8 protein-coding genes are annotated in these 14313 nt (G+C 57.7%); all 8 read left to right on the top strand.

Annotation, left to right across the window (positions count from 1 at the left end; translation table 11 throughout):
• Positions 1-2 precede the first annotated feature (2 nt).
• The 8 genes from secF (at position 3) to HMPREF2630_RS08640 (ending at position 13950) form a co-directional block, all read left to right on the top strand.
• Positions 3-1151 (top strand): protein translocase subunit SecF, encoded by a 1149-nt coding sequence (secF, locus tag HMPREF2630_RS08675; protein ID WP_070484540.1) that lies wholly within the window; start codon positions 3-5, stop codon positions 1149-1151.
• Between the two features lie 263 nt (positions 1152-1414).
• Positions 1415-3991 (top strand): RelA/SpoT family protein, encoded by a 2577-nt coding sequence (locus HMPREF2630_RS08670; protein WP_246822776.1) that lies wholly within the window; start codon positions 1415-1417, stop codon positions 3989-3991.
• A gap of 518 nt (positions 3992-4509) precedes the next feature.
• Positions 4510-6135: a type I restriction-modification system subunit M gene (locus HMPREF2630_RS08665; protein ID WP_070484537.1), complete on the top strand. Its 1626-nt coding sequence runs from the start codon at positions 4510-4512 to the stop codon at positions 6133-6135.
• An 11-nt stretch (positions 6136-6146) separates the two neighbouring features.
• On the top strand, positions 6147-7349 hold the full coding sequence (locus HMPREF2630_RS08660) for a restriction endonuclease subunit S (protein ID WP_143131617.1): 1203 nt from the start codon (positions 6147-6149) through the stop codon (positions 7347-7349).
• Positions 7350-7554: 205 nt separating this feature from the next.
• Positions 7555-10950, top strand: coding sequence for a type I restriction endonuclease subunit R, EcoR124 family (locus tag HMPREF2630_RS08655; protein WP_070484532.1), 3396 nt, complete (start codon positions 7555-7557; stop codon positions 10948-10950).
• A 542-nt stretch (positions 10951-11492) separates the two neighbouring features.
• Positions 11493-11741, top strand: a complete 249-nt coding sequence (locus HMPREF2630_RS08650; RefSeq protein ID WP_049360752.1) for a hypothetical protein — start codon at positions 11493-11495, stop codon at positions 11739-11741.
• A gap of 345 nt (positions 11742-12086) precedes the next feature.
• Entirely contained in the window at positions 12087-12800 is a 714-nt protein-coding gene (locus HMPREF2630_RS08645) for a DUF6318 family protein (protein WP_070484529.1), read from the top strand.
• A 346-nt stretch (positions 12801-13146) separates the two neighbouring features.
• Positions 13147-13950, top strand: coding sequence for a hypothetical protein (locus tag HMPREF2630_RS08640; protein ID WP_246822775.1), 804 nt, complete (start codon positions 13147-13149; stop codon positions 13948-13950).
• Positions 13951-14313: the final 363 nt, after the last annotated feature.

Genomic DNA, 14313 nt, shown 5'->3' with positions numbered 1-14313 from the left:
GCATGGCTACCGATGTGAAACCTAATGCTTTTGCCCGCTTCGGTAACGACCTGCACTCGGGCGCCCGCTCATACCCCTTCGTGGGTAAGCGCCGCCTGTGGCTGGCCCTGGCCGCGCTGCTGATGGCCGTCTCGGTTCTGATTCCGGCGGTTGGCGGAGGCTTCAACCTGGGTATTGACTTCCGCGGCGGTTCGGAGTTCGTGGTCTCGAAGACCGCGCACGTCGATGTCGCAACCGGCGAGCGCGTCATTCACGAGAAGGCGAAGGATGCCTCCGAGGTTCACGTGACCAATATTGCGCCGGGCACGATTCGCGCGCAGATGAGCAAGCTCAGCGACGACGAGACCCTGCAGGTGAAGAAGGCCCTGCAGGAGGCGTACGGTGTCTCTGAGAATGACGTGACCTCCTCGTTCGTGGGCCCGACCTGGGGTGCGGATGTGACTCGACAGGCCTTCTGGGGCCTCGTGGTGTTCGTGATCCTGGCCCTGGTGGGTATGGCCTTCTACTTCCGCACCTGGAAGATGTCGCTGGCCTCTATCGCGGGCCTGTTCTTCACCGTGGTGGTGACGGTCGGCCTGTACGCCGCGTTCGGCTTTGAGATTACTCCGAGTGCAATTATCGGCTTCCTGACGATTCTGAGCTACTCGCTGTACGACTCGGTGGTGGTGTTCGACAAGATCCGTGAGAACACGGACGGCGTGCTGGAACGCCGCGACACGACCTTCGCCGAGCAGATTAACCTGGCCGTGAACCAGACCCTGGTCCGCTCGATTAACACCGCAATCGTGGGTGTTCTGCCGGTGGGCGCGATCCTGTTCATTGGCGCGTTCATGCTGGGTGCGGGTACGCTGCAGGATCTGTCGCTGTCGCTGTTCGTGGGTATTCTGGTGGGCATGTTCGGTACGCTGTTCGTGTCCGCCCCGCTGTATGCGACGCTCCGCCTGGGTGAGGCTAAGATTCGTGAGCACACCGCGAAGGTTGAGAACGGCGACTTCAAGGACGACGAGGAGGCTGAGGAGTCTGACTCTGAGGGCTCCGAAGACTCTGGCAATGAGGGCTCCGAGGATTCCGCGGAGGCGCCCGCCAAGAAGTCGGTCAAGAAGTCGGCCCGCGCGACGATTGAGATTCATCGCGTGAACGTAAGCGAGTAGCCCGCGTTCTCGCCGATGCTGGGGGAGTCGATACCGAAAGGTGTCGGCTCCCCTTTAGCGTGCCTGGTTTAGCCTGCCCGGGCGTGTGCGGTTGGGGCGTGTCAAAACGCCGCATAGTTTGGTGCCTTCCGGGCCGCTGGGTACGATAAGAGTAGAAGAAGCTGTGCGCCCGCGTGTGAGCCAGCCAACCGGCCCGGTGGTAGCTTTCAACGATGAGGAACCCGAGCGTGCGGCTGATTATCGTGAGCCCGAAGGAGCCTGGAATGAGTGCAGAACCTGCCGTGAACGCCAACGCTGAGACCCCCGCGCCGAACGAGGTTGCCCAGGTGAAGCCCTCCCAGCCTGCGCCGAATCGGGCTGACGCTAACCGAGCCGCGGCTGACCAGAACACCGCAGCGCATCCTGCTGCGGAAGCCGAGGACAAGCCCGCGGTTCGCCCCGCCGGCCCGATTCCCCTGCCCGAGCCGGATGCATCCGTCGCGAAGAAGCACCGCGGCTCGCACCGCGTTATGGCCGCCGGTGGACGCAGGCCGAACCGCCTGGTCTTTGGCGGCCGCACCACCATGCAAACCTCCGACGCGAACGGCGAAACGATTCACTTCTCGCCCATGATCGCGCCGGTCGTGCGCGCGGTGCGCCGCTACCACCCCGACGAGGATATCCGCGTGCTGCAGCGCGCCTACGAGGTGGCGAACCACTACCACGAGGGCCAGAAGCGTAAGAGCGGCGACCCGTACATCACGCACCCGGTGGCGGTGACCGCGATTCTTGCGGAGATGGGCGCGACCGGCCCCGTGCTCGCCGCCGGCCTGCTGCACGACACGGTGGAAGACACCGACTACACGATGGAGCAGCTCACCGAGGATTTCGGCGAGGAAGTCGCCTACCTGGTCGACGGCGTGACCAAGCTGGATAAGATGACGTACGGTGAGAACGCCTCCATCGAGACGATTCGTAAGCTCGTGCTGTCCATGAGCAAGGACATCCGCGTGCTGCTCATTAAGCTTGCCGACCGCCTGCACAACGCCCGCACCTGGCGTTTCGTGCCGCAGGCTTCCGCCGCGAAGAAGGCAGAAGAGACCCTGAAGATTTACGCGCCGCTCGCGCACCGCCTGGGCCTGAACACGATCAAGTGGGAGCTGGAGGACCTGTCCTTCGCCGCCATGAGCCCGGAAATTTACGCCGAAATGGTGCGCATGGTCGGCGAACGCACCCCCGCGCTCGAAAAGTTCCTGAATGAGGCGCGCACCAAGATTACGGAGCGTCTGAAAGAGGTTGGCATTGAGGCGACCGTGACCGGCCGCCCGAAGCACTACTACTCGATTCATCAGAAGATGAAGACGAAGGGCCGCAGCTTCGACGAGATTAACGACATTCTCGCGGTGCGCATCATGGTCGAGGAAGAGGCGGAATGCTACACCGTGCTCGGCCACGTGCTGTCCCTGTGGCCGTCGATGACCGGCCGTTTCAAGGACTACATTAAGAACCCGAAGAACAACAACTACCAGTCGCTGCACCTGACCGTGTACGGCCCGGGTAACCTGCCGCTTGAGATTCAGATCCGCACCTACAAGATGCACGAAGAGGCTGAGTACGGCGTGGCGGCGCACTGGCGCTACAAGGCGGCATCGCGCGGCGAGAAGGTTGCGCCTCGTGGCGGCGCGCCCGCGAAGGACCCGAAGGAGCCGGGCACCCAGACCTCGGCGATGATGAACGTCGGCATCCTGCAGTCCATTGCCGAGATTTCGAACTCCAACCCGGAGTCGGAGAAGTTCTACGAGTCGCTCGCGGACACCCTCGACACCGACGAAATCGTCGTACTCACCCCCAACGGTGAGGCAATCGCCCTGCCCAACGGCTCCACCCCCGTGGACTTCGCCTACGCCATCCACAGTGAAGTCGGCGACCGCACCGTCGGCGCGAAGGTCAACGGCCGCCTCGTGCCGCTGCACACGGTCCTGCCCACCGGCGCCACCGTGGAGATCATGACCACGAAGAACGAAGACGCCGGACCCAGCGAGGACTGGCTGAAGTTCGTTCGCTCCTCACGCGCTCGCACGAAGATTCGCCAGTACTTCGCGAAGGAACGCCGCCTGGAGGCGCTGCTCGCCGGCCGCGAGATGCTCACCAAGAGCATGCGCAACAGTGAGCTGCCGCTGCAGAAGATGATGAGCCCGGAGATTATGACTCAGGTGGCTCAGCTGCTGCACAAGAACGATGTGGCGTCACTGTACCGTGCGATTGGTGAGCACGAGATCGCGCCAAAGCAGGTCATTGACACCCTCGTTGAGGTGCACCGCGGCGACGAGCCGGCACCCGAGGTTGAGGTCAGCGACTTTGACGAGACGCTACTGAAGTCGACCCGCAAGGCGATTGGCGATAACGGCGTGATTGTGCCGGGCGCTGAGGGTGTGCTGACGAAGATTGCGCGCTGCTGCACCCCGGTCCCGCCGGATGACATTATCGGCATTGTGACCCGTTACAACGGCATTTCGGTGCACCGCCGCGACTGCCCGAACATGCGTAACGCTGACGAGGAGCCGCGCGTGACCACGGTCGAATGGGCGTCTTCGCCGTCCGCTACGTACCGTGTGCAGATTCAGGTGGAGGCACTGGACCGTAAGGGCCTGCTGAGCGACCTGATTCGTGCGATTTCTGAGTCGGGCGTGAACATTCTGGATGCGCGCGTGCACACCTCAGAGGATCGTACCGTGGTGGACCGCTTCGCCCTGGAGCTGGGTGACCGATTCATGCTGGAGCACGTGCTGAACGTGGTCCGTAACGTGACGGGCGTGTACAAGGCGTACCGCCTGACCGGCGCGAAACCCTCGGAGGCGTAGGCTCTTTAGAAATATCCTTCATGTGTTGATTTTTGGGTGCTGGTTTTTGTACTCTTGAGTTAACCGTTCGGCCCGCTACTCTTGATGGAGTAGACGGGCCGGATTTCTATTTTCTGGTCTTTACGTTGAGAAGCCACATGTGTTTCGAGAAGCCACTTCTTTGGTGGCTTCTCGAAACACATGTGGCTTTTCGCTGTCTATGGGGGAGGGGTCGGGGGAACTTTCGATAGGTTAGTGTCTTCACTACGGGTTAAAGACCCACGGCGAAGACACTAACCTATCGAAACAGCCAGTGGCTCGGCGATGACGAACCGGCGAGTGCGGGGTCTGGGGGAGCCGTATACTGAAAGAGTTCGCGCTGCCGGGTACGAAACGGCTTGTGGAAGCTATGAACGCTCCCACCGAGTAAGGCATCTAAACCGGCGCTGGCGCATGTGTACGACCGGGACCGTACGGGTCCCGAACTTTTGACGTTTCTGCGACTAGAAACGATAACTAATGAGAGGTTGACCGCCCCTATGACGACGCAGTCTACGGATTCTTCCGCTACTACTGACGAGCACCGTAACCGCAATGCGGAGCGTGCGCAGCTGCACTCTACGATTTGGCGTATTGCGAATGACCTGCGCGGTTCGGTAGATGGCTGGGACTTTAAGCAGTACGTGCTGGGCATGCTTTTCTACCGTTACCTCTCTGAGAGCCAGGTGCGCTTTGTGGAGAAGAAGTACGGTCTGGACCAGGCTTTTGAGCTGATTCCTGATGAGGCTTTTGACGAGGATACTCGCCGCATGCTGGTGGAGGAGCGCGGCTTCCTGTTGCTGCCTTCGCAGCTGTTCTCTGTGGTGCACACGAAGGCTCGTCAGGATCAGAACCTGAATGAGACCCTGGCGAACGTGTTCAAGGCGTTTGAAGAGTCGGCGCGCGGTACCGACTCCGAAGCGAACGTGAAGGGCCTCTTCGACGACTTCGTGCTGGATTCAAATAAGCTGGGTGTGAGCCCGGCGGTTCGTCACGAGAACCTGCTGAAGCTCATGGATGCTGTGGCGGGCATGAATCTTGAGAAGGGTTACGAGGATAGCGAGAATGACGCTTTCGGTGACGCCTACGAGTACCTGATGGGTATGTACGCGGCGAATGCGGGTAAGAGCGGCGGCGAGTATTACACTCCGCAGGAGGTTTCGGAGCTGCTGGCGAAGATTGCCATGGATGGTCGTGATGCCGAGCAGATTCGTACCGTGTATGACCCGGCGTGTGGTTCGGGTTCGCTGCTGTTGAAGGTTAAGCGTGAGCTGGGTAAGAACTCGGACGGCCTGCGTTTTGTGGGTCAGGAGATTAACCTGACGACCTATAACCTGTGCCGTATGAACATGATTCTGCACGGTGTGCCGGTGGATGATTTCAGTATTGCGCACGGTGATACTCTGATTGACCCGAAGCACCGCGGCGGTGCGGGCGGCGATTTTGAGGAGCCGTTTGGTGCGATTGTGTCTAACCCTCCGTATTCGACGAAGTGGAAGGGCGATGATGACCCGACCCTGATTCATGATGACCGTTACGCTCCGGCGGCTGTGTTGGCTCCTAAGTCGAAGGCTGACCTGGCGTTTACGATGCATATGCTGGCGTCTCTGGATGAGGCGGGTACGGCTGCTATCGTTGAGTTCCCGGGTGTGCTGTACCGTGGCGGTACGGAGCGTAAGATTCGTGAGTACCTGCTGAAGCAGAACGTGGTGGACGCTGTGATTCAGCTGCCCGCTAACCTGTTCTATGGTACGAGCATTGCGACCTGCATTCTGGTGTTGAAGAAGGGCCGCCGCAAGGATCACTCGGTGCTGTTCGTGGATGCTTCGCAGCTCTTTGATAAGGGCACGAACCAGAATATTCTGGGCAAGTCGCACCGTGAGAAGATTCTGGATGTGCTGGCGGCTCGTGAGGAACGTGAGCATTTCTCGGCGCTGGTTCCGGTTGAGAAGCTGCTGGAGCAGGAGGCGAACCTGGCGGTGTCGAGCTGGGTTGAGCCGGAGGACACCCGTGAGCGTGTGGATATTGTCGAGCTGAATTCTCGTATTGAGAACATTGTGGCTCGTCAGGCTCAGTTGCGCGTGGAGATTGACGCTATTGTGGCGCGCCTGGAAGGCGGCGAGTAATCGTGGCGGACGTGACGAATTATATTGACCGCCTGGTGGCTGAGCTCTGCCCAGACGGGGTTGAGTACCGCCCGCTGGAATCTCTGGGAAAGCGAAATAAGGGAACTGCGATTACAGCCTCTAAGATGCGGTCCCTTGAGCCTGGTAATAAAGACCTGAGAATCTTTGCTGCTGGATCTACATTTGTTGATACTGATTCTTCAAATATTCCGGCTAAAGATATTCTGCATGGCCCGGCAATTATTGTTAAATCTAGAGGTTATATCGGCTTCGAATATTATGAGGAGTCCTTTACCCACAAAAATGAAATGTGGTCTTATACCTTAGATAGCAAGATTGTGGATCAGAAGTTTATTTACTATTACCTGCTGACCCAAGCATATTATCTGCAGGAACTTGCCCGGAGTAAATCAGTGAAACTTCCCCAGCTTGCTGTGAAAGATACGGATTCACTTGAAGTTCCTGTTCCTCCCTTGGAGATTCAGGAAGCGATTGTTGAAATTCTCGACAAATTCACGAACCTGGAAGCGGAGCTGGAAGCGGAGCTGGAAGCGCGTACTCTGCAATACGAGTACTACCGTGATTCGCTCTTCGAAGCCCTCGACTGTCCTCGTGTTCCTTTGGGCTCTTTTGCGCGGCTTGTGCGTGGTTCAGGTATGCCGAAAACCGATTTTTCAGAATCCGGTGTAGGTGCAATTCACTACGGTCAGATTTACACCAAATTTGGTACTGCAACCGCAGAAGTTATTGCGCACGTTCCGGAAGAGAAAGCGAAAAAGCTTGCTGTAGTTAACCCCGGTGATGTCATTGTGGCTAATACGAGTGAAAACCTTGAAGATGTTTGCAAGGCTGTAGCTTGGGTTGGAGAATCTGACATTGTTACTGGCGGTCACGCAACGGTTATTAAGGCTCCTGAGCAGAACGCAAAGTTTATTTCTTATTACATGGCGACTGGTCAGTTCAATAAGGATAAAAGGCGTCATGCTTTTGGTACGAAGGTTATTGATGTTGCGCCTAAGAACCTTGCGAAAATTGAGTTTCCCCTTCCGCCTCTGGAAGAGCAGCAGCGCATTGTCGATATTCTCGACCGCTTCGACGCCCTAACCACCAGCCTCTCCGAAGGTCTACCCGCAGAACTGGCAGCGCGTCGTAGCCAGTACGAGTACTACCGCGACCAGCTACTGACCTTCCCCCGTAAGGGCGAAAACCAGTAGCCACCCGCGCATCAAACCGCGCATCACGCGCAAACCCCGTGCAGGGGCGGCACCCGCCACCCCTGCACGGGCCGCTAGACCTCAACCACATACCTCAACCACACTCAACAACCAACACTCAAATAGCCGGGCTCACCAACCCCGAGCCCGCTAACCCCGTGCCCAACCGTCCACACACTCAACCCCCTACGCAAAGGAGCACCCCGTGGAAACCGTACCCAACCACCCCCGCCCCGCCGAAGGCCGCACCGAAAGCGTCCTCAGCTCGGACGACTTCACCGTCATCGCCAAGCTTGCCGAAACAAAGGACTACAAGGAATGGAAGGCCCAGCACCAGAAGAAGCGTGAGCACCAGAGCGAAGCGCAGCTCGAATCCGAACTCATCGAAACCCTCAAAACCCAGGGCTACGACTACCTGCCGGGCCTCACCGACGAAGCCGCGCTCATCCACAACCTGCGCGAACAGCTCGAACGCCTCAACACCCGCCCCGAAGAAGGCGCCTATGGCCCCAACAGCGGCTTCCACTTCACCGACGAAGAATTCGACCGTCTTCTCAAGAACCACATCGCCCGCTCCAACGACGGCATCCTGGAGAAGGCCAAGCTCATCCAGGAAGAACGCTTCATCGACTTCCGCCTCGAAGACGGCACCCTGCGCAACATCATGCTCATCGACGCCGCCTACCCCGCACGCAACCACATGCAGGTCATCAACCAGTACCGCGTACCCGCCCCCAACGGCAAGGTACTCAACCGCTATGACGTGACCATCCTCGTCAACGGCCTGCCCCTCGTACACATCGAACTCAAGAAGCGCAACGTAAGCATCCGCGAAGCCTTCCAGCAGATCGAGCGATACCAGAACGAAGGCTTCCAGCAGGACAAGCACCGCCTCTTCGAATACGCCCAGATCTTCGTCATCAGCAACGGCTTCGAAACCAAGTACTACTCCAACACCGTGCGCCACAAGCACGTCGAAGACCAGCAGAAGGCCGGCCGTAAGACCGACTCCGGCGGCTCCGCAGGCAAGAGCTTCGAATTCACCAGCTACTGGTCAGACGAACAGAACAACCGAATCAACGACCTGATTCTCTTCGCGCGCACCTTCCTCACCCGCCACACCCTGGCGAACATCCTGACCCGCTATTGCATCTTCACCGTAGGCCAGGACCTGCTCGTCATGCGCCCCTACCAGATCGCGGCAACCGAGAAAATCATCAAGCGCGTCGAAATCGCCAACAACGACCCCAAGCTGCTCGGCACCAAAGAAGCCGGCGGCTACATCTGGCACACCACCGGCAGCGGTAAGACCCTCACCAGCTTCAAAACCGCACGCCGCCTGGCAGAAACCGGGCTCGTCGACAAGGTACTCTTCGTCGTGGACCGCAAGGACCTCGACTACCAGACCATGCTCGAATACAACAACTTCCAGGCAGACTCCGTCAGCTCCACCGGCAGCACCCGCGAACTCAGCAACCGCCTCGCCGACCGCGGAACCAACATCGTAGTCACCACCATCCACAAGCTGTCCAACCTCATCACCGCCGAACCCAAGCACCCCGTCTACGGCCAGCGCGTAGCCATCATCTTCGACGAATGTCACCGCTCCCAGTTCGGCCGCATGAACACCGCCATCAAGAAGCACTTCAAGAAGTACAGCATGTTCGGGTTCACCGGCACCCCCATCTTCGAAAAGAACTCCGCAGGCGGCCCCGGCACCACCACCGTCGAAGTCTTCGGCGACTGCCTGCACACCTACACTGTCGTCGACGCCATCAACGACAAGAACGTGCTGAAATTCCACCTGGAATACACCAACACCAGCCCCACCTTTGCTGAACTCGAAGAAACCTCCTACGCAGAAGAAATCGCCGCCGAACGCGCCGAAACCCCCGACGCGAAGGAACTCGCCAAGTTCGCAAAGAGCAAGGAAGTACTCGAAAGCCCCGAACGTATCGAAGCCGTAGCCACCTACATCCTGGACAACTACGACCGCAAAACCAACCAGAGCGCAGCCACCAGCTACGACATCAAAAAGACCCGCACCATCAACGGCGTCACCGAACACTACGTACAGCGCGTGCGCGGCTTCAACTCAATCCTGGCAACCTCCTCCATCGACGCCGCCTGCACCTACTACGACGCCCTCAACACCCTGCAAGAAGAGCGCATCGCAGACGGTACCCTGCGCCCCGAACAGAAGCTCAAGGTCGCCATCATCTACTCGCAGGGCAACGGCGGGCAGCTCTTCGACACCTTTGGCGAAGAAGAAAACTTCACCTTCGCTACCGAAGACACCGGCAGCCGCATGGACGGCTTCCTCGAAGACTACAACACCATGTTCGGCACCAATTTCAGCACCGACGGCGACTCCTTCGACAACTACTACAAGGACGTCTCCCGCCGCATGAAGGTACGCGAACTGGACCTGCTCATCGTCGTCAACATGTTCCTGACCGGTTTTGACTCCAAGACCGTCAACACCCTCTGGGTCGACAAGAACCTGAAGATGCACGGCCTGGTGCAGGCATACAGCCGCACCAACCGAATCCTCAACTCGCTCAAGCCCTCCGGCAACATCGTGTGCTTCCGCGACCTCGAACAGGCAACCAAGGACGCCTTCACCCTCTTCGGCGACACCGAAAACAGCAACGGCCAGTCCGCCCTCGACATCGCCTTCACCCGACCCTACAAGGAAGCCTACGCCGCATACGACAAGGCCGTATCTGAACTGCGCGAAGAATTCCCCATCGACGAGGGCGGCTCCATCACCGTGGACACCACCGAAGACAAGGCCCGCTACATCGAGCTCATGAACCAGGTGCTTAAACTGCAGCAGGAACTGCGCGTGCACGACGAGTTCATCCGCGACGGCGGCAACGAACTCATCAGCGACTACGACATGCAGGGCTACACCGGTGTCTACAACGACATCTACGAAGAAGCCCGCGAACTGCGCCGCGAACAGGAAGAAGCGAAGGACAGCGCCGAAAGCGAAACCAACGAAGGCGAAGAAAAGCCGACCGCAGTTGACCTGTTTGATCGCGTATCCTTCCTGACCGAACTGGTCAGGCAGCAGGAAGTCGGTGTGCTCTACATCCTGGAGCTCGTCAAGGCAGCCCGCGCCGCACGCCACGGCAAGGCGGCAGGGGAGAGCGGCACCTCCGAAACCGCGCAGGACAGCGTGGAGCACTTCCGCGACCGCGTGCGCCTCGCAATTCGTAACGACGCCGACCTGCGCGAAAGCGGCGATATCATCGAGGACTACTTCGACACCTACCTGAACGAGTCCGAAGACCACGACGTGCAGGAACACTTCCACCACTACGTGACCGACCGCCGCACCCGCGAAGAAGACACCATCGTGAAGGACGAAGAGCTGGACTCCGCCGAAACCCAGCGCGTCGTCAACCGTGCGCTCAAGGAAAACCGCCGCACCATCCCCGGCAAGATCAGCCGCCTGGTCAAGGGTAAGATCTCGCTCTTCGGCGGCAAGCTCGGCGGCGCGAAGACCGAGGACGCAGCAACCAAGGCGAAGCGCGTGAAGCAGAAGCTGGAGAAGCACATCGTCCGCTTCATGCCGTTCCTCGGTGGAGAATAACCCGCGGTGATGTGCTGTGACCGGTGGTAGCCTGCGGTTATTCGCCCAGAGGTAATCCGCCCAGAAGCCACATGTGTTTCGAAAAGCCACTTCTTTGGTGGCTGCTCGAAACATATGTGGCTTTTCGCTGTTTATGGGGGAGGGCCGGTATCGGCACGGATCTACGCTGCTGGGCAGCTCCTCTGCCCGGTGCCGATTTTTGGTAATGACTTAGCGTCTTTGGCAATGGTTAAAACCCCAGCCCAAAGTCACTAACCCATGGTCGAAGTCCGTAACCCATGACCGAATTTTCCGTCCGGTGTATGGGAGGCGGGGCAACGGCACACAGGAGGCAAGCCCGTCCGCACCTAATCTTCCGCACGGCGGGGGAGTTTGGCAGGGGGGTGCGCCTCCAGAAAACCCCTCGTCACACAATATTTTTTGATGTTTTTCTGGCGCAGGGTGGTGCAGCCCCTTATCTTGTCAGGGGTGCCCCGTACCTTTGGTGGTAGAGAACAACGACGCGTTCTCATTCCTCCATCGAACGACCAAAGGAGAAACCCATGTACACGGATGGCTACTACAGCGATGAAGACTTCCGCACCTTCTGCTCCGGTCAGGACGCCGCCAACATCGACGATTTCTTTACCGACAACGGCGAATACCTCATGGAACACCTGCCCGAAGTCACCGACCGCGAGTTCCTCGCCGGCCTCCGCTACGGTAACGGCTGCGACGCGCTCTGCCAGAGCGGATACGCCCTCGACGAGGCGGAAGATGCCCTCCGCGACATGTACGCGCTCGCCGTCTGAGCCGGGATGCGGCGGAGCCGCCGGGGGAGTAGGGTCCTGCATTTTGACGGTGCGATGGCCTGACAGAAGTGGCTTCGTTGCCGTAAGAGTATAGGCATCGTTGCGGTAGGCAAATGTTGTTTGATAGCGAAAATAATGTATTGCGGTTTTTTGACTGTCATAAACCGCAAAAGAGTGCAAACATGGCTAAATTTCCTGTAGGGTGGTTCTGGGACTCATAGTGATGCGCCGGTGCATTGATAGCGCAGGAAACCTCGTCTGGTCGCTTTTGGACACGTTGATGTATCTAAAGAAAGCTTCTTGACTAGCACATACACACCATCACCGACGATTGGAGCACCCCTAATGGGACCTGAATCCGTTTTGACCCGCCGCACCCTGCTGAGCGGCGGCGCACTATTCAGCCTGACCGGCCTGCTGGCGGCATGTGGCCAGCAGGCAAATAACGAGGCGGCAGCCACCGCATCTGCCGTGCCGAGCGAGTCGCCTTCGGCTTCCGCGGCAGCGTCTGAGTCGCCTTCGGCAAGCGCTACCCCGTCTACTGTCCGCGGCTACTCTGGACAATCCAAAGCCCCCGACGGTGAATACCGTAAAGCTGACGGCTACGGTCCTGCCCAGAACGTCCCTAAACCTAATGCTCCTGAAGAGGGCTACCGTGAGAAGTCTGTTGAAGGTATCCGTAAGACGATGGACGCTTGGGTTAAATGGACTAATTATGGAATTCAGGTAGGCGATTTTACGGAATCCCGAAAGTATATTTCCAGCGATTTTACGGAGGAACTGGAAGGGTATAAGAGCTTTGAGGATTTGTATAAGCGCGGTGGTTGGATTATTGATGGCATTGACAACTATGTTGCTGATGGAAATCCGTGGTCTGAGGATGGGGAAACCTATTTTTGGAAGGCATATCGCGAGTGGAATTATATAACTCTTGTGGAGCCTACTGGCGAGTGGCACAGAGACGTCAATATCCAGAAGGATAACGATACGTGGAAGTTTGAGTTTAAGTACTCCGATTCTTCCTGGAAGATTGTTGGCTGCGAACAGGTAGATGACTAATATGCGTACTTTACGAAAAGTCACTTACACTGCTGCTATTGCTCTCTTACCCGTTTTAGAATGCGTATCGGGAGCTAACGCATATGTTGTTACTACCTCCTGCTCTGAAACTTCCGCTAAGGTATGTCAAGTCGAAGTCAAAAAATCGACTACGCGACGAGGAACCGATGGACATCACGATGGACACGGAAATTCTGGTGTCGCTGACCAGGAAATTCAGCAACAATATACTTATTCCACAGTAAATCAGGGAAATGGCGTAAAAGTTACCTACGCCAACGAAAATCCCAATATTATGTCATGCACAACCAAAGACGGAAGAATAGGAACATTCAAGTTCACAAATATGTCGCTTGAATCTGGCATTCCTGTAGATCACGGAAGTCCTCGAAGCCCTTCCTCTGCTAGTTGCATTCCCAACAATACCCGCACCCTGACCAGTGCCGACAGCCCAGGTCCCACCGGCCCGACCTACGAAGAAGTCATGGAGGAAATCCGCCACGCTGCAGAGTCCCTAGAACCCGGCAAGCCAACCCTGCATCAGTCCTATAACAACCCCGCAGGCACTGGCCGAGCAGAAGGCGACCCCAACGTCTACAAGGGCGATCAGATCAACTTCTACGTCGATGACGGAGGCCCCTACCGCCTCGAAGCAGACATGCTCGCCGGACACGTCGAAATTGAGCTCATGCCCTCCTCCTATGTCATCGAGTACGGCAATGGTGATACAGATACCAACTACACCGCAGGCAAACCGGTCACCACCTACCCTCGTGAGCGTCCGCGTCAAACAGCTACCAGTTACGCCTACCAGCGTTCGGGTAACTTCCACGCGTACGCGACCGTGCACTATACGGCTCGTTTCCGTGTGGATGGTGGCCCGTGGCAGATGATGATGGTGACTCCACAGGCGACCAGTGATCCGTTGCTGGTGCGTGTGTGGTGGGTTGATGTGGGACGCGTCGGCGGCACCTGCGATGAAGACGACACTCGTTGGGGCTGCAAGAATGACCCGACGATGGGCAAGAAGGATAACCCGAACCCGCGTCTGCGTAAGGCTGATATTCGTACCGGCCAGCGCTGGCATCTCAACGACAGCGGTGACGGGGACACGGAGTATTCGCTGCACCGCGACTGGCCCGACATGTAAATCAGTTCTGACCCAATATATAAATAACCGCAGTAGGCGGCCCCGAATGTTTGAACATTCAGGGCCGCCTGCTTTTATGTGTCTAAAATTTCGACCATAGGTTAGTGTCTTTGGTCGTAGTTAAAAGCCATGGTCGAAGACACTAAACCATGGCACAAATTCTGCAGGGGCGACGCCTCCCACACAGGTAAAGATTCGGTCATGACTTAGCAATTTCAGTCATGACTTAGCGTCTTTGGCGGTGGTTAAAACCCCAGCCCAAAGTCACTAACCCATTACCGAAAAACCTAAACCACAACCGGCTCCCGCCCATCAACCTGGCGCATCCGGGGCCGCCTGCTTTTTAGACAGAGGTTTTCGATA

Origin of the sequence: Rothia sp. HMSC072B03 (assembly GCF_001809565.1) — a bacterium.
GTDB classification, from domain to species: Bacteria; Actinomycetota; Actinomycetes; order Actinomycetales; family Micrococcaceae; genus Rothia; species Rothia mucilaginosa_A.
Note: the sequence above shows the minus strand (reverse complement) of the source record. Positions and strands in the feature narration are given on the sequence as shown.